The following is a 16,390-nucleotide window of genomic DNA, read 5'->3' as shown; positions in this document are numbered from 1 at the left end:
GGAGCCCGTCGGGCCGATGGGCCGCCCAGAATGCCACGAGCGGCTGTGTCGGACCATCCGATGAAAGACTGAGGTCCGGACCGGAGCGAACATCCCCGCCCGGGCATGGCAGGCTTGGGTCATGGCCGTGCAGATCAACCCCAGCATCCTGTCCGCCGACTTCGCCCGCCTCGCGGACGAGGCGAAGGCGGCCGAGGGAGCCGACTGGCTCCATGTCGACGTCATGGACAACCATTTCGTCCCGAACCTCACGCTCGGTGTGCCGGTCGTAGAGTCGCTCGCCCGTGCGACGGACACTCCGCTGGACTGCCATCTGATGATCGAGGCCCCCGATCGGTGGGCGCCCCAGTACGTGGAGGCGGGGGCCGGTTCCGTCACCTTTCACGCCGAGGCGGCCGCCGCGCCCGTACGGCTCGCCCGGGAGATCAGGGCCAAGGGCGCCCGTGCCTCCATGGCGCTCAAGCCCGCGACACCCGTCGAGCCGTACGAGGACCTGCTCCCCGAGCTCGACATGCTGTTGATCATGACGGTCGAACCGGGCTTCGGGGGTCAGGCCTTCCTCGACATCATGCTTCCGAAGATTCGCCGCACCCGCGAGTTGATCAGCAAGCACGGTCTGGAGCTCTGGCTCCAGGTCGACGGCGGGGTCTCGGCGTCCACCATCGAGCGGTGCGCCGACGCCGGCGCCGACGTCTTCGTCGCGGGTTCCGCCGTGTACGGGGCGTCGGACCCGGCCGAAGCGGTACGTGCATTGCGCAACCAGGCAGAGGCCGCCACGGGCAAGGCATCCTGGGCGTGCGACCACTGAGCCAAGGGAACGTGAACGACTTCCAGCAGGGCTGATCAAGAGCGCCGGATCTGCAAGGATGAACGGCGAATCCAGAGTGTGAACAGCAGTGAGGAGATCGCCGTGTCGGGTATGTCGGCGGGCCGGTCAGCCATGCGGATGGGACCCGCTGAGCTGGTGCAGGCGGCGGCCATGGCCCGCCGCTTCTACCTCGAGGGCAAATCGAAGATCCAGATCGCCGAGGAGTTCGGCGTCAGCCGCTTCAAGGTGGCCCGGGTCCTGGAGACCGCCCTCGAACGGGATCTCGTACGGATCGAGATCCGCGTGCCGGCCGAACTGGACGCGGAGCGCTCCGACGCGCTCCGCGCCCGCTACGGCCTCAGGCACGCCGTCGTGGTCGAGTCCCCGGCCGAGGCCGCGGAGACGCCCGACCCCGAGAACCTGGGAGAGGTGGCCGCCGACCTGCTCGGCGAGCTGGTCGACGAAGGGGACGTGCTCGGTCTGGCCTGGGGCCGTTCCACCATCCACATGGCGGCGGCCCTGGACCGGCTGCCGCCCTGCACGGTCGTGCAGTTGACGGGGGTGTACGACGCCGGTACCGCCGAGCGCGGCTCCGTGGAGGCCGTGCGGCGCGCCGCCCAGGTGTCGGGCGGCGACGCCCACCCCATCTACGCTCCCATGCTGCTGCCCGACGCGGCCACCGCGGCGGCGCTGCGCAACCAGACCGGGATCGCGCGGGCCTTCGAGTACTTCGACAAGGTCACCGTCGCCTGTGTTTCCATCGGCTCCTGGGAGCCGGGCATCTCCACGGTGCACGACATGCTCAGCGACGAGGAGCGGGCGCACTACGCCTCGCTCGGGGTCGCCGCCGAGATGTCCGCCCACCTCTTCGACGCCGAGGGCCGCCGGATCGGGCGGGACCTGGGGGAGCGGTGCATCACGGTCAAGGCCGACCAGCTCCGCCGCATCCCGGAGGTTGTCGCCATCGCCGGCGGGCAGCGCAAGGGGCCCGCGATCGACGCGGTGCTGCGCTCCGGGCTGGTCACCAGCCTGGTGACGGACACCTCGGCCGCGGACTACCTGATGACGGCGGGACCCACGCCCAGGCCGGCGCTCAACCGGGCCGACCCGGACGGAGCCTGACAGCGGGTCACCGGAGGGCGGGCCGTGGTCGCATCGGCGGCATGGCGCCGCGGTACGTCCTCCCGGCTCCGGTGTGCCCTCGCGCCGCTCGCGGGGTGCCCGACGCCCGGCGCCGCCGCACCCCCTCGGGGCGACGGCACGGCGGACGGTACGGGCGTCCGAGCGACCCGCCGCCGGCGCCCGTCCGGCTCGGGCCACCCGAGCGGCCCGCCGGATCCGGCCGGCAGCGGCGGTGAGACCCACGACACGGACGACCACGACGAGTGCTTCAGGGCGGTACCGAGATGACACAGGACCCGGCGACGACACCCGACCCGGCGGGCCGGATCGTGCGCACGCTGGACCTCGACGGGGTCACCGACAAGGCGGGCCTGATGGAGCGCTGCGCCCGCGCCCTGGAGCTGCCCGAGTGGTTCGGCCGCAACTGGGACGCCCTCGCGGACTGTCTGGCCGACCCCGCCCTGTGGCCCGAGGGGGCCGTGGAGAGGGGTCTGCTCGTCGTGGTGCGGGGGTGGCGGGCGTACGCCGGGGCGCGGCCCGAGGAGTGGCAGGTCGCCGAGGAGGTGTTCGCCGAGGCGACGGACCGCGGAGCCGGCCTGTTCGTCACCCTCGGCTTCGGAGGTTCCTCCGAACAGGCCGCTGACCAGCCTGGATGATCCGCCGGGGCCGGATGGGGCGCGGGTCGTGGGAGAATGAAGTACGTGCTCTTTCCCCCTGGCTGACCTGTCCGGGGGCCGCCTCTGATCGACTGGGATGTGCAGCACGTGCGTTTTCTCAATGACATCCGGCCCGCGTACGACCTGACGTACGACGACGTCTTCATGGTCCCGAGCCGCAGCGCGGTCGGCTCCCGGCAGGGCGTGGACCTCAGCTCCCCGGACGGCACGGGCACCACCATCCCGCTCGTCGTCGCCAACATGACCGCCATCGCCGGGCGCCGGATGGCCGAGACCGTGGCCCGCCGCGGCGGGCTCGTGGTCATCCCCCAGGACATCCCGATCGAGGTCGTCACCGAGGTCGTCGCCTGGGTCAAGAGCCGCCACCTGGTGCTCGACACCCCCATCGTGCTGGCCCCGCACCAGACCGTCGCCGACGCGCTCGCCCTGCTGCCCAAGCGTGCCCACAACGCGGGCGTCGTCGTGGACGACGGCCACCGGCCGGTCGGCGTGGTCACCGACACCGACCTGTCCGGCGTGGACCGGTTCACGCAGCTCGCCGAGGTCATGTCCCGCGACCTGCTGCTCATCGACGCGGCCATGGACCCGCGCGAGGCCTTCAACACCCTCGACGGCGCCAACCGCCGCTACGCGCCCGCCGTGGACCGCGACGGCCGCCTCGCCGGCATCCTCACCCGCAAGGGCGCCCTGCGCGCCACCCTGTACACGCCGGCCACCGACGCCCGGGGCGGGCTGCGCATCGCCGCTGCCGTCGGTATCAACGGTGACGTCGCGGGCAAGGCCAGGCAACTGCTCGACGCGGGCGTCGACACGCTCGTCATCGACACGGCGCACGGCCACCAGGAGTCGATGATCAGCGCGCTGAAGCTGGTCCGCGACCTCGACCCGCAGGTGCCGATCGTCGCGGGCAACGTCGTCGCCGCGGCGGGTGTGCGCGATCTGATCGAGGCCGGCGCGGACATCGTGAAGGTCGGCGTCGGCCCCGGCGCCATGTGCACCACCCGCATGATGACCGGCGTCGGCCGGCCGCAGTTCTCCGCGGTCCTGGAGTGCGCGGCCGAGGCGAGGAAGTACGGCAAGCACGTGTGGGCCGACGGCGGTGTCCGCCACCCGCGCGACGTGGCGATGGCGCTGGCGGCCGGCGCGTCCAACGTGATGGTCGGCTCCTGGTTCGCCGGGACCTACGAGTCGCCGGGCGACCTCCAGCACGACGCCGACGGACGCCCCTACAAGGAGTCGTTCGGCATGGCCTCCTCGCGGGCCGTGCGCAACCGCACCTCGGAGGAGTCCGCCTACGACCGGGCCCGCAAGGGGCTGTTCGAGGAGGGCATCTCCACCTCCCGCATGTTCCTGGACCCGGCCCGCCCCGGTGTCGAAGACCTGATCGACTCGATCATCGCGGGCGTCCGCTCCTCGTGCACCTACGCCGGGGCCGCCTCCCTGGAGGAGTTCGCCGAGAAGGCCGTCGTCGGCATCCAGAGCGCCGCCGGCTACGCCGAGGGCAAGCCGCTGCACGCCAGCTGGAACTGACGAAGGACCCCGGGCGCACGGCCGCCGTGATCCCGCCCGCCGGGAGAACGGGGGCCGTCCGCACACCGGTGCGCACCGCCGGCGCCGCGGGCATCACCGGCTGCCGGACAGCCGACGCGGACCGCACGGACCGGTAGACCGACTCCCCGGGAGCCACCTCCCCCGCCTCGTCGCCCGGCGGGAGGACCACCGGGCGGGACGCCGCCGGAGCGTGTCACGGGTGCGCCGATCCGTGCCCCCTCCCGGTCGAGCGACAAGGTCGACCACCGCCCTGCGCCGGGCAGTCCGGGACCCGGTCCACGGGACCGGACGCAACGGACCAAAGCCCCGGCGCAACGAACACCCGCCCCGCCGCGAGGAACGCAAAGATCTTGCGGAGGTGCGCAAGGTTGCTGCATTACGGGGGCAACGCACCCCTCGTAGGGTTACCCGCTGTACGTGGTGTGGCGGGGACCCCGCTCGACGGGTCCCGGCTGTCGCGGGACTTCGTCGGTCCCTGCCGCGGAAGACCGGCAGTGACGAAGGAGTCAGCGCGTGCTCGACCAAGGCGCACCCCCGCGCAACAGCAGTCCCACCGCTCACCCCGCCCCGGGCGTCGGTGCCCGCCTGATGCGCCGCAAGCCCGTGGAACGCCTGGTCGCGGAAGGTGGCCAGGGCGAGGGTGGCACCCTGCGCCGCTCCCTCGGGCTGTGGCAGCTCACCATGATCAGCATCGGTGCCACCCTCGGCACCGGCATCTTCGTCGTCCTCGGCGAGGCCGTCCCCAAGGCCGGACCGGCCGTCACCCTGGCCTTCGTCATCGCCGGTCTGACCGCTCTGTTCTCGGCCCTGTCCTACGCCGAGCTGGCGGGCACCATCCCCGTCTCCGGCTCCTCGTACTCGTATGCGTACGCAACGATGGGCGAGCTGATCGCCTGGGTCTGCGGCTGGTGCCTGCTGCTGGAGTACGGCGTCTCGGTCGCCGCCGTCGCCGTCGGCTGGGGCGAGTACCTCAACGAACTGCTCGACGGCACCATCGGCGTCACGATCCCCGCCGCGCTGTCCGCCCCGCCCGGGGACGGCGGTGTCTTCAACCTGCCGGCGCTGATCGTCGTCCTGCTCGCGATGGCCTTCCTGATGGGCGGCGCCCGCGAGTCCGCCCGCGCCAACACCGTCATGGTGATCGTGAAGATCGGCGCGCTGGTGCTGTTCTGCGCCATCGGCCTCCAGGGCTTCCGCTCCGGCAACTACGAGAACTTCATGCCGCTCGGCATGGCCGGCGTCAGCGCCGCCGGGGCGACCCTGTTCTTCTCGTACATCGGCTTCGACGCCGCCTCCACCGCCGGTGAGGAGGCCCGGAACGCCCAGCGCGACCTGCCCCGCGCCATCATGCTGTCGCTGGTGATCGTGACGGCCCTGTACGTGCTCGTGGCCGCCGTCGCCGTCGGCGCCAAGCCGTGGCGGGACTTCACCGACTCCGAGGCCGCGCTCGCCCAGATCATGAGCGAGGTCACCGGCCAGACCTTCTGGGGAACCCTGCTCGCCTTCTGCGCCGTCATCGCCATCGCCAGCGTCGTGCTGGTCGTGCTCTACGGCCAGACCCGCATCCTCTTCGCCATGTCCCGCGACGGACTGGTGCCCAAGGTGTTCGCCAAGGTCGACCCCCGGACCGGCACGCCGCGCGCCAACACCCTGATCGTGTCCCTGTTCTGCGGCGTCCTGGCCGCGGCGGTTCCGCTCGGCCAGCTCGCCGACGCCACCAGCATCGGCACGCTCTTCGCCTTCGCCCTGGTCAACGTGGCCGTCGTGGTGCTGCGCCGGAAGCGTCCGGAGATGCCGCGCACGTTCCGGGTGCCGCTGTCGCCGCTCCTGCCCGCGCTCGGCCTCGCCTTCTGCGTGTGGATGATGGGCAGCCTGCCCACCATCACCTGGGTGGTCTTCGGTGTCTGGATGGCCGTCGGGCTCGTGTTCTACTTCCTGTACGGCTACCGCCGCTCCCGGCTGGCCGCACCGGACACATCGGAAGCGAAGTGAACCACCCGCAGTGCTGAACGATCTCGACGAACGCATCGTGCACGCCCTTGCCGAGGACGCCCGCCGCTCCTACGCGGACATCGGCCAGCTCGTCGGCCTGTCCGCGCCCGCCGTGAAACGGCGCGTGGACCGGCTGCGGGCCACCGGGGCCATCACCGGCTTCACCGTACGGGTGGACCCGGCAGCCCTCGGCTGGGAGACCGAGGGGTTCGTCGAGATCTACTGCCGCAGCAACACCTCCCCGGAGACCATCCAGCGGGGGCTCGAGCGCTACCAGGAGGTCGTGGCCGCGTCCACCGTCACCGGTGACGCGGACGCGATCGCCCAGGTCTTCGCCTCCGACATGCGCCATTTCGAGCGGGTCCTCGAACGCATCGCGGGCGAGCCGTTCGTCGAGCGGACCAAGTCCGTCCTGGTGCTGTCCCCGCTGCTGCGGCGGTTCTCGTCGGGGTCGCCCACCTAGGCCGCGTCCCCTCCCTCTCCGCTGAGGAAAACGACGGGCCGGATCCGCTCCGGCCCGTCTACCATCGGTGCCATGACCTGGCGACATTGATCCACCCGCCGTGCCTCCCGAGGGCCGCCGCGGACGCCGTACGTGCCCCACGTCCGGTGTCCGAACCGCCCCTACGGGATGGCCTCATGACTTCCACGCCCACGCGTGTGCCCGACGTCCGCGTGCGACGGCTGACGACCACGCTGTACGGCTACGCGTTCCTCGAAGACTTCGTGCTGCTCTACCCGGTGTACGCGCTGCTGTTCCGCGACACCGGGCTCACCGTCTGGCAGATCTCCTCCCTGTTCGCCCTCTGGTCGCTCACCGGCGTACTGCTGGAGGTCCCCTCCGGCGCCTGGGCCGACGCGGTCTCCCGCCGGCTGCTGCTGTGGCTCGGCCCGCTGCTCACCGCCACCGGCTTCGCCCTGTGGGTCCTGCTGCCGTCCTACGGCGCCTTCGCGCTCGGCTTCGTGCTGTGGGGGGCCGGCGGAGCGCTCGGCTCCGGCGCGCTGGAGGCCCTGGTGTACGACGAACTGGAGCGCCTCGACGCGGCCGGCCGTTACGCCCACGTCATGGGCCGGGCTCGTGCGGCCGGACTGGTCGCCGTGATGGCGGCGATGGGACTGGCCGGACCCGTGCTCTCGTGGGGCGGTCACACCGCCGTCGGCGCCGCCAGTGTGCTGGTGTGCCTGCTGACGGCGGCCACGGCCACCCGCTTCCCCGAGCACCGCCGCCCGGCGGGCGGGCACGACGGCTGGACCGCGACCCTGCGCGCCGGGCTCGCCGAGGCGCGCGCCGACCGTTCCGTGCGCGGCGCGCTGCTGCTGGTCGCCGCCGTCGGCGCGGTGTGGGGCGCCCTGGACGAGTACACCCCGCTGCTGGTGCGGGAGACCGGTGTCGCGGACACCACGGTCCCCCATCTCCTGCTGCTGATCTGGGCCGGCGCCACCGCCGGGAGCCTGCTGGCCGGGGCCGGCGAACGCCTGGGCACCACCGGGCTCGCGGCGCTGCTCACGGGCTCCGGCCTCGCCCTGGCCGCCGGTGCGGTCGCGGGCACTCCCACCGGACTGGGCCTGGTCGCCCTCGGGTTCGGCGGCTTCCAAGCGGCGACCGTGCTGGCCGACACCCGGCTCCAGCGGCGCATCGAGGCCACCGGGCGGGCCACCCTCACCTCCGTCGCCGGCCTGGGCACCGAACTGGCCACGCTCGCGGTGTTCGGCGGCTACGCGGTCGTCGCCACCCGCGCCGGTCACGCCACCGCCTTCGCCGTCTTCTCGGTGCCCTACCTGCTGACGGCCCTGCTCCTGATCACGGCGGGCCGCAGCCGGGCTGCGGGCCGGGCCGCCAAGGCGCGGCCGTGATCTCGCGGAGCCCGGCTCCACCCGCTCGGAACGGACGGCCACCACCGTCCGTGCGCGCCGCCCGCCGACCCCGCGCCGCGGGCGGGACCACGGCTGCGCCGCGTGGTGGGGGAGAGGGACGCTGACCTGCGGCTCCGTTCGCAGGGCGGCCGTCTCCCGGGTGCGCAACGAATCGCCGCCGACCCCGCTGCGGACGCAACGATCCGCTCACCGGCGCGCAACGGCTCCTCCTTGTCCGGCCGAGCCGGCCGACCGTACCGTCTAAGCGACCCCCTGAACCCCGCGTACCGGTGAGGACCACGCATGCGCACCGCCCTGCTCCAGAGCTCCGGACGGCCCGGAACCGTCGTCGAGAACCTCAAGGTGCTCGACGAGGCCGCAGGCCGTGCCGCCGCCGCGGGCGCCGGACTGTTCGTCACGTCGGAGATGTTCCTCACGGGCTACGCGATCGGCGACGACATCGCCCGGCTCGCCGAGCCCGCCGACGGCGACGCGGCCGACGCGGTCGCCGAGACGGCCGCCCGGCACGGCCTCGCCATCGCCTACGGCTACCCCGAGCGCGCGGGCGACACGGTGTACAACTCCCTCCAGCTCGTCTCCGCCGACGGCACGCGCCTGGCGAACTACCGCAAGACGCATCTCTTCGGCTGCTTCGAGCGCGACCACTTCACCCCCGGGGACCGGCAGGTCGTGCAGGCGGAAGTGAACGGCCTCACCGTCGGCCTGATGATCTGCTACGACGTCGAGTTCCCGGAGAACGTGCGCGCCCACGCCCTGGCCGGCACCGACCTCCTGCTCGTGCCCACCGCCCAGATGCACCCGTTCCAGTTCGTCGCCGAATCCGTGGTGCCGGTGCGGGCCTTCGAGAACCAGATGTACGTCGCGTACGTCAACCGGGTCGGTCCCGAGGGCGAGTTCGAGTTCGTCGGGCTGTCCACGCTCGCCGGTCCCGACGGGATCGCCCGCGCCCGGGCCGGACGTGCGGAGGAACTCGTCCTCGCCGACGCCGACCCCGTGTTCCTCGCCGCGTCCCGCGCGAACAACCCGTACCTGGACGACCGGCGTCCCGCCCTCTACGGGTCCCTCGTCTGAGCCCCTCCAGCCCTTCCCCGTCAGCTTTCCCGCAAGGAGTCCGTACCCCATGACGTCCACGGTGCCCAACGCCGTCGAGCACACCGACGCGCAGCAGCCGCCGATCACCATGTTCGGCCCGGACTTCCCGTACGCGTACGACGACTTCCTCGCCCACCCGGCGGGCCTCGGCCAGATACCCGCGACCGAGCACGGCACCGAGGTCGCGGTCATCGGCGGCGGTCTGTCCGGCATCGTCGCCGCCTACGAGCTGATGAAGATGGGCCTCAAGCCCGTCGTCTACGAGGCCGACCAGATCGGCGGCCGGCTGCGGACCGTCGGCTTCGAGGGGTGCGACCCGGGTCTGACCGCGGAGATGGGCGCGATGCGCTTCCCGCCGTCCTCCACCGCGCTCCAGCACTACATCGATCTGGTGGGCCTCGAGACCCGTCCCTTCCCCAACCCCCTCGCCGAGACGACGCCGTCGACCGTCGTCGACCTCAAGGGCGAGTCGCACTACGCGGAGACGCTCGACGACCTCCCGCAGGTCTACCGGGACGTGGCCGACGCCTGGGGCAAGTGCCTGGAGGAAGGCGCCGACTTCTCCGACATGAACCGCGCCCTGCGCAACCGGGACGCCAAGCGCATCCGCGAGATCTGGTCGAAGCTGGTCGAGAAGCTCGACAACCAGACCTTCTACGGCTTCCTGTGCGACTCCGAGGCGTTCAAGTCCTTCCGCCACCGCGAGATCTTCGGCCAGGTAGGCTTCGGCACCGGTGGCTGGGACACCGACTTCCCCAACTCCATCCTGGAGATCCTGCGGGTCGTCTACACCGAGGCCGACGACCACCACCGCGGCATCGTCGGCGGCTCCCAGCAGCTCCCGCTGCGCCTGTGGGAGCGGGAGCCGGAGAAGATCGTCCACTGGCCCTACGGCACCTCGCTGAAGTCCCTGCACCTGGACGGCGAACCGCGCCCGGCCGTCACCCGGCTGCACCGCACCGCGGGCAACCGGATCACGGTGACGGACGCGAACGGCGACATCCGCACCTACCGGTCGGCGATCTTCACCGCGCAGTCCTGGATGCTGCTGTCCAAGATCGACTGCGACGACTCGCTGTTCCCGATCGACCACTGGACCGCCATCGAGCGCACCCACTACATGGAGAGCTCGAAGCTCTTCGTGCCGGTCGACCGGCCGTTCTGGCTGGACAAGGACGAGGAGACCGGGCGGGACGTCATGTCGATGACGCTCACCGACCGCATGACGCGCGGCACCTACCTCCTGGACAACGGGCCGGACGAGCCCGCCGTGATCTGTCTGTCGTACACCTGGTGCGACGACAGCCTGAAGTGGCTGCCGCTGTCCGCGCAGGAGCGGATGGAGGTCATGCTGAAGTCGCTCGGCGAGATCTACCCCAAGGTCGACATCAGGAAGCACATCATCGGCAACCCGGTGACCGTCTCCTGGGAGAACGAGCCGTACTTCATGGGCGCGTTCAAGGCCAACCTGCCGGGCCACTACCGCTACCAGCGGCGCCTGTTCACGCACTTCATGCAGGACCGGCTGCCCGAGGACAAGCGCGGCATCTTCCTCGCGGGCGACGACATCTCCTGGACGGCCGGGTGGGCCGAGGGCGCCGTCCAGACCGCGCTGAACGCGGTCTGGGGCGTCATGCACCACCTCGGCGGCGAGACCGACCCGAGCAACCCGGGCCCGGGTGACGTCTACGACGAGATCGCGCCGGTGGAGCTGCCCGAGGACTGAGCGCTCGCGTCCCGGCCGCCGGCTCCCTGTGCACGGCGGTGACGTCCCCGAGCTCCCGCGCGACGCGCATCGAGTTCTGGAGGTCCACGAGGATCTCGTCGAGGCCGGTCCCGGCGTACACGGCGAGATCCTCGACGAGCCGGTCCCCGCTCCCCTGGAAGGGAGGCCGCGCAGCACCCCGGCCGTGCCGTCGTGCCGCCGTGCTTCGTGGGGCGTCGGGCCCGTCAGCCTACGACGCCGGTGCAGAGTTCGCGGAGTCGTCGGCCGCCGGGCAGGAGGACCGGCCCGATCAGCGCGGCAGCGGAGTGAGCAGCATCCGCCCCGCGAACCCCACCGCCGTGTCCAGGCGCTCGGTGAACTGCGCTGCGACGTCGGGCAGTCGGCGCAGCGCCCACAGGGCACGGGCCGCCGTCCAGCTGGCGTCCCGTGCGCGCTCCAGGCTCCACGCGCCGAGCAGATGGGTCAGGGGGTCGGCGATCTGGAGCAGGTCCGGGCCCGGCATCAGGTCCTCTCGGATGCGCTCCTCCAGCTCCACGAGGAGGTCGCCGACCCGGTCGAACTCGTCCTCCACGTCGACGGGTTCGCAGCCGAGCGTACGGCAGGCGTCCACCACGGCCAGCGCGAGGTCGTGGCCGATGTGCGCATTGATACCCGCCAGCGCGAACTGCAACGGGCGTACCCCGGGGTGACGGCGGAACTGGAACAGCGGGCGCCAGCAGGCCGGCGGGCGCCGCTCCCCGAACTCGGCGTCGACGGCGGCCAGGTAGCGCTCCGCGAACCGCACGTCCAGCGCGATCGCGGCCCGCGCGTCGGTGAAGCCCCCCATGTCGATGCGCCGGTCGACGGCCTCGGTGACGGCGAGGTAGACGCGGTTGAACACGGCCACCCCGTCCTGCGCCGGAAGGGCGCCGTCCAGGGCCCGCATGCGGGCGACCACCGCGTCCACGGGCGTGAGGACTTGCTCGCATTGCGCCATGACCGCAGAGTCGCACCTTTAGGCTGGTGCCCGTGGCGGCGGGCCCGACGCTTCCCCGGATCGGGGGAACGCGCCCGTCGCGGGGGAGGGGGAGCAGTACTGTGTCTGACTCGCGTGCCCGGCGTCTGGCCGCGCGAAGGACCGAGCGCCGCCGCGCCGCCCGGCGCGGAACGATGGTCGCGGCGGCCTCCGTGGTGGTCGCCGTCGGCACCGCGGCCGGGATGATCTCGGCGGTCGGCGACGGCCGCGGCTCGGACGAGGCCCGCCCCGAGGTTTCCTCGTCACCAAGTCTGATGCCGCTGCCCGCCGTGCCCTCCCCGACCCCCTCGGCGACCGCGTCGCTCTCGCCTAAGCCCACCGCCACGAAGAAGAAAGCGACCCCCGAGCCGTCGGCGACCAGACGGAAGACGCAGAGCCGGCCGCGCAGTGCGGTCGTCTCCGCGAGCCTGTACCGCCATCCCGAGTCCCGGGTCCTGGACTGGGTGCGGGCCAACCCCGGTGATCCGCGCCGCCCGGTCATAGAGTCCCGGATCGCCGCGCAGCCGGCCGCCGTGTGGTTCGCCGAGTACGCCCCCGACACCATCACCTCACGGGTGCGGGCAGTGGCGGCCGGGGGTGCCGCCCAGGGCCGGGTGCCCGTGCTCGTGCCGTACGCGATACCGGACCGCGACTGCGGTGGCCACTCCCAGGGCGGCGCGCCCGATCTGAACGCCTACGACGCCTGGATCGACCGGTTCGCCGCAGGGCTGGGCAGCGGCGAGGTCGTCGTCATCCTGGAGCCGGACTCGGTCGCCCAGGCCGAGTGCCTGTCCGCCGGTCGGCGTGCCGACCGCTTCGCCTCGCTGGCCCGTGCCGGAAGCGTCATCAAGGACGCCAACCCCCGGGCACGGGTCTACTACGACGCCGGGCACTCCGGGTGGAACGCGCCGGCGAAGCAGGCCGGCTGGCTGCGTCAGGCCGGGGCCGCCTCGGCCGACTCCTCCGACGGCATCTTCAGCAACGTGTCCAATTTCCACAGCACGGCCGACGAGGTCGCCTACGACCGCCAGGTCCTCGACGCCCTCGGCGGCTCGGGTCTCGGCGCGGTGATCGACACCAGCCGCAACGGCGCCGGAGCGCCGCCCGACGGCCAGTGGTGCGACCCGGCGGGCCGCAGGCTCGGCCGGACCCCGACGCTCAGCACGGGCGAGGCCGGCATCGACGGCTACCTCTGGGTGAAGCTGCCCGGCGAGTCCGACGGCTGCAAGGGCGCGCCGGGCACCTTCACCGCGTCCTACGCCTACGAGCTGGCGCGCTGAGCGTCGCTGTCGTAGGAGCTGGTGCCCTCGTCGAGCAGCGGTTCCCGCGTCTTGAGGTGGGCGGGGGCGAAGGCGCGCAGCGTGTGGTAGCCGGTGATGACGACGATCGTGCCCAGCGCGATACCGCTGAGCGAGAAGGTGTCGGTGATCTCCATGGTGACGTTGCCGACGCCGATGACGATGCCCGCGGCGGCCGGCACCAGGTTGAGCGGGTTGCGCAGGTCCACCTTGGCGTTGATCCAGATCTGGGCGCCGAGCAGGCCGATCATGCCGTACAGGATGACGGTGATGCCGCCCAGGACGCCGCCCGGGACGGCGGCGACCACGGCGCCGAACTTGGGGCACAGCCCGAACAGCAGGGCGAACGCGGCGGCGGCCCAGTAGGCGGCGGTCGAGTAGACGCGGGTCGCGGCCATCACGCCGATGTTCTCGGAGTAGGTGGTGGTGGGCGGGCCGCCGACCGCGGTGGACAGCACCGAGCCGACACCGTCCGCGGAGATCGCCGTGCCGAGCTTGTCGTCGAGGTCGTCGCCGGTCATCTCGCCGACGGCCTTGACGTGTCCGGCGTTCTCGGCGACCAGGGCGATGACGACCGGCAGGGCGACCAGGATCGCCGACCACTCGAAGGACGGCCCGTGCAGGTCGGGCAGGCCGATCCAGTCCGCCCGGCCCACGCCCGACAGGTCCAGTCGCCAGTGGTCGGTGACCTTGCCGCTCGCGTCCGCCGAGTGGATCCGGCCGAAGATCCGGTCGAGGCCCCAGGACAGGGCGTAGCCGAAGACCAGCCCCAGGAAGATCGCGATCCGCGACCAGAAGCCGCGCAGGCAGACCACCGCCAGACCGGTGAACAGCATCACCGACAGGGCGGTCCACTGGTCCTGCGGCCAGTACGTGGAGGCCGTCACCGGGGCCAGGTTGAAACCGATCAGCATCACCACCGCGCCGGTGACCACCGGCGGCATCGCGGCGTGGATGATCCGTGCCCCGAACCGCTGCACGGCGAGGCCGACGAGGAACAGGGCGACCCCGACGACGAGGACGGCGCCGGTGACCGTGGCGCTGCTGCCGCCCTGGGCGCGGACGACCGCGGCGACGCCCACGAAGGACAGTGAGCAGCCCAGGTAGCTGGGCACCCGACCGCGGGTGGCGAGCAGGAACACGATCGTCGCGACGCCCGACATCATGATCGCGAGGTTGGGGTCCAGGCCCATGAGCACCGGGGCGACGAACGACGCGCCGAACATGGCGACGACGTGCTGCGCGCCGAGCCCCGCCGTGCGGGGCCAGGACAGCCGTTCGTCGGGGCGGACCACCGCGCCGGGCGCCGGAGTGCGTCCGTCGCCGTGGAGTGTCCAGCGGACGCCGAGGTTCATGGGGGGTCGCTTTCGTCGTACGTGCAGCATGTCCGGTCCATTGTCGGGGTCGGCGGGGAGTGCCCCGCCCCGGGGCGCGGGCCGCCCACGGGCCTCCGGGGGCCTGCTTGGATCTGCTTAGGATGAGGGCGCGCCGCTGGTCGTTGTATGCGGCACCCATCCGTACGTCCCAGGAGTCCCGACCGTGACCGCCCAAGCCCCGACCGCCCCCGCCGTGTCCTACGGCCGGCTGCTGCCCGTGACCGTCCACTTCGACGATCTCGACGCGCTGGGGCTGCTGCACAACGCGCGCTACCCGCTGATGGTGGAGCGGGCCTGGACCGAGCTGTGGCACGAGCACGGCTTCCGCTTCGAGGGCGACTGGGCCGCGGCCGGCGACGCCTGCAACGCGGTCAAGGAACTGCGGATCACCTACGAGGCACCGGTCACCCGCCCCGGCACCTACGCCGTCCACCTCTGGCTGGAGCGGCTGGGCACCACCGGGCTCACCTACGGCTTCCGCCTCTGCTCCGAGGACGGGGCGGCGACCTACGCCCACGGCACCCGGGTGCTGGTGCGGCTGGACGCCGCGACCCTGCGCCCGGCGCCGTGGAGCGAGGCGTTCAGGGCCGCGGGTCGGGAACTGCTGCGTCCGGACGCGTGATCCTCACACGGTCGCCGGAGCGCAGCACACCAGCGAAGCCCGCGAGGCCGCACGACAGCACCGTCACCAGGACGAACGACACCATCAGGCTGGTCGCCTGCGCCAGCATGCCGATCGCGCTCGGGGCGATCAGCCCGGAGGTGTACGTGATCGTGGCGACGCCCGCGATGGCCTGGCTGGGGTTGGGGCCGCTGCGGCCCGCCGCCGCGAAGCACAGGGGGACGACGACGGCGATCCCCAGACCCATGAGCGCGAAACCGCCCATGGCCACGGCCGGATGCCGTGCCAGGACGATCATCAGCCCGCCGAGCACGGCGAGGACCCCGCCGGCGCGGACCGTGCGCACCGCGCCGTAGCGGTCGACGACGCGGTCGCCGGCCATCCGGGCGACGGCCATGGTGAGCGTGAAGCCGGTGGTGCACGCGGCCGCGAGCCCGGCGGAGGCGTCCAGCTGGTCGCGCAGATAGACGGCGGACCAGTCCAGGCTCGCGCCCTCGGCGAACACCGCGCAGAAGCCGATGGCGCCGATCAGCAGAGCGGAGCGGGGCGGCAGCGCGAACCGCGGCGGCGGTTCCTCGTCCACGGCGGGCTGGAGGTCGAGCACCCAGGCGCAGGCGGTCACACCCAGCACCGTCAGTACGGCGGCCGCCAGGGCGTGGTGCAGCCGCGCGTCCGACCCCAGGTGGGCGGCGAGGGTGCCGGCCGCCGAGCCGAGCAGGGCGCCCGCGCTCCACATGCCGTGCAGCCCGGACATGATCGACTTGTCGAGGCGGTTCTCCACCTCCACGCCCAGCGCGTTCATCGCCACGTCGGACATGCCGGCCGTGGCGCCGAACACGAACAGCGCGAGGCAGAGCGTGAGCATGTTCGGGGCGAGGGCCGGCAGGACGAGCGCGAGCGTCCACAGGGCGATCAGGCCGCGCAGGGCGTTGCGGGCACCGAAGCGGTGACTGACGCCGCCCGCGAGCGGCATCGCGAGGGACGCGCCGAGCGCGGGGAAGGCGAGCGCGAGGCCCAGTTGCCCGGCGCTCACTCCGGCGTGGTCCTGGATCCAGGGGACACGGGTGGCGAACGAGCCCGTGACGGCGCCGTGCACGGCGAACACCGCGGCCACGGCGTACCGTGCCCGCCGCACCTGGCGCTGTCCGTGCACCACTGCACTCATGGTCCCGCCCCTCCTGATGGTTCGCCGGTCGCCGGAGACCGTCCGGCGCCGTAAACTATCAGGAACCCTGCCTGAAAGATAAGGGATTCGGT

The 16,390-nt window shown here is 72.4% G+C and carries 14 protein-coding genes; 11 read left to right on the top strand and 3 right to left on the bottom strand.

Annotated elements, in window-relative coordinates; genetic code table 11:
- Positions 1-121: 121 nt before the first annotated feature.
- The 9 genes from rpe to ACFYOV_RS21300 all read left to right on the top strand — a co-directional run bounded on the left by rpe (position 122) and on the right by ACFYOV_RS21300 (position 10,843).
- Complete coding sequence (gene rpe, locus ACFYOV_RS21340) at positions 122-808, top strand: ribulose-phosphate 3-epimerase (protein ID WP_389089766.1); 687 nt, start codon at positions 122-124, stop codon at positions 806-808.
- A gap of 78 nt (positions 809-886) precedes the next feature.
- Entirely contained in the window at positions 887-1,930 is a 1,044-nt protein-coding gene (locus ACFYOV_RS21335; RefSeq protein WP_389089765.1) for a sugar-binding transcriptional regulator, read from the top strand.
- A gap of 284 nt (positions 1,931-2,214) precedes the next feature.
- On the top strand, positions 2,215-2,586 hold the full coding sequence (locus ACFYOV_RS21330) for a barstar family protein (RefSeq protein WP_389089763.1): 372 nt from the start codon (positions 2,215-2,217) through the stop codon (positions 2,584-2,586).
- Between the two features lie 108 nt (positions 2,587-2,694).
- Positions 2,695-4,137: a GuaB1 family IMP dehydrogenase-related protein gene (locus tag ACFYOV_RS21325; RefSeq protein WP_389089761.1), complete on the top strand. Its 1,443-nt coding sequence runs from the start codon at positions 2,695-2,697 to the stop codon at positions 4,135-4,137.
- 534 nt (positions 4,138-4,671) lie between these two features.
- Complete coding sequence (locus ACFYOV_RS21320; protein WP_389089760.1) at positions 4,672-6,150, top strand: amino acid permease; 1,479 nt, start codon at positions 4,672-4,674, stop codon at positions 6,148-6,150.
- A gap of 10 nt (positions 6,151-6,160) precedes the next feature.
- Positions 6,161-6,613: an Lrp/AsnC family transcriptional regulator gene (locus ACFYOV_RS21315; RefSeq protein WP_095748338.1), complete on the top strand. Its 453-nt coding sequence runs from the start codon at positions 6,161-6,163 to the stop codon at positions 6,611-6,613.
- 176 nt (positions 6,614-6,789) lie between these two features.
- Entirely contained in the window at positions 6,790-8,004 is a 1,215-nt protein-coding gene (locus ACFYOV_RS21310) for an MFS transporter (protein ID WP_389089758.1), read from the top strand.
- A gap of 303 nt (positions 8,005-8,307) precedes the next feature.
- Positions 8,308-9,096: a carbon-nitrogen hydrolase family protein gene (locus ACFYOV_RS21305; protein WP_389089757.1), complete on the top strand. Its 789-nt coding sequence runs from the start codon at positions 8,308-8,310 to the stop codon at positions 9,094-9,096.
- A gap of 49 nt (positions 9,097-9,145) precedes the next feature.
- The gene (locus ACFYOV_RS21300; protein WP_389089756.1) at positions 9,146-10,843 is read left to right on the top strand and encodes a flavin monoamine oxidase family protein; all 1,698 of its coding nucleotides are present in this window, start codon (positions 9,146-9,148) and stop codon (positions 10,841-10,843) included.
- Between the two features lie 289 nt (positions 10,844-11,132).
- Here ACFYOV_RS21300 and ACFYOV_RS21295 read toward each other — a convergent pair whose 3' ends face one another.
- A complete protein-coding gene (locus ACFYOV_RS21295) occupies positions 11,133-11,819 on the bottom strand; it encodes a DUF5995 family protein (protein WP_389089755.1) in 687 nt (228 codons plus the stop codon).
- A gap of 173 nt (positions 11,820-11,992) precedes the next feature.
- Between ACFYOV_RS21295 and ACFYOV_RS21290 the strand changes: the two genes are divergently transcribed.
- Positions 11,993-13,117: a glycoside hydrolase family 6 protein gene (locus ACFYOV_RS21290; protein WP_389090015.1), complete on the top strand. Its 1,125-nt coding sequence runs from the start codon at positions 11,993-11,995 to the stop codon at positions 13,115-13,117.
- Here the strand turns inward: ACFYOV_RS21290 and ACFYOV_RS21285 are convergent.
- On the bottom strand, positions 13,099-14,490 hold the full coding sequence (locus tag ACFYOV_RS21285) for a uracil-xanthine permease family protein (protein ID WP_389089754.1): 1,392 nt from the start codon (positions 14,488-14,490) through the stop codon (positions 13,099-13,101). The genes ACFYOV_RS21290 and ACFYOV_RS21285 overlap by 19 nt on opposite strands.
- Positions 14,491-14,674: 184 nt before the next feature.
- Between ACFYOV_RS21285 and ACFYOV_RS21280 the strand changes: the two genes are divergently transcribed.
- Positions 14,675-15,133 carry an acyl-CoA thioesterase gene (locus ACFYOV_RS21280; protein ID WP_389089753.1) on the top strand — a complete coding sequence of 153 codons (459 nt, stop codon included), beginning with the start codon at positions 14,675-14,677 and terminating at the stop codon, positions 15,131-15,133.
- Here ACFYOV_RS21280 and ACFYOV_RS21275 read toward each other — a convergent pair.
- Positions 15,093-16,298 carry an MFS transporter gene (locus ACFYOV_RS21275; RefSeq protein WP_389089751.1) on the bottom strand — a complete coding sequence of 402 codons (1,206 nt, stop codon included), beginning with the start codon at positions 16,296-16,298 and terminating at the stop codon, positions 15,093-15,095. The two genes, ACFYOV_RS21280 and ACFYOV_RS21275, sit on opposite strands and share 41 nt — an antisense overlap.
- Positions 16,299-16,390: the final 92 nt, after the last annotated feature.

The organism is Streptomyces sp. NPDC005931 (assembly GCF_042871235.1).
Taxonomy (GTDB): domain Bacteria; phylum Actinomycetota; class Actinomycetes; order Streptomycetales; family Streptomycetaceae; genus Streptomyces.
This window is presented reverse-complemented; position numbering and strand designations above follow the sequence as displayed.

Coding starts and splice junctions, on each gene's coding strand:
- ACFYOV_RS21310 (WP_389089758.1), top strand. CDS start 6,790: ATGACTTCCACGCCCACGCGTGTGCCCGACGTCCGCGTGCGACGGCTG.
- ACFYOV_RS21305 (WP_389089757.1), top strand. CDS start 8,308: ATGCGCACCGCCCTGCTCCAGAGCTCCGGACGGCCCGGAACCGTCGTC.
- rpe (WP_389089766.1), top strand. CDS start 122: ATGGCCGTGCAGATCAACCCCAGCATCCTGTCCGCCGACTTCGCCCGC.
- ACFYOV_RS21275 (WP_389089751.1), bottom strand. CDS start 16,298: ATGAGTGCAGTGGTGCACGGACAGCGCCAGGTGCGGCGGGCACGGTAC.
- ACFYOV_RS21290 (WP_389090015.1), top strand. CDS start 11,993: ATGGTCGCGGCGGCCTCCGTGGTGGTCGCCGTCGGCACCGCGGCCGGG.
- ACFYOV_RS21295 (WP_389089755.1), bottom strand. CDS start 11,819: ATGGCGCAATGCGAGCAAGTCCTCACGCCCGTGGACGCGGTGGTCGCC.
- ACFYOV_RS21300 (WP_389089756.1), top strand. CDS start 9,146: ATGACGTCCACGGTGCCCAACGCCGTCGAGCACACCGACGCGCAGCAG.
- ACFYOV_RS21285 (WP_389089754.1), bottom strand. CDS start 14,490: ATGAACCTCGGCGTCCGCTGGACACTCCACGGCGACGGACGCACTCCG.
- ACFYOV_RS21330 (WP_389089763.1), top strand. CDS start 2,215: ATGACACAGGACCCGGCGACGACACCCGACCCGGCGGGCCGGATCGTG.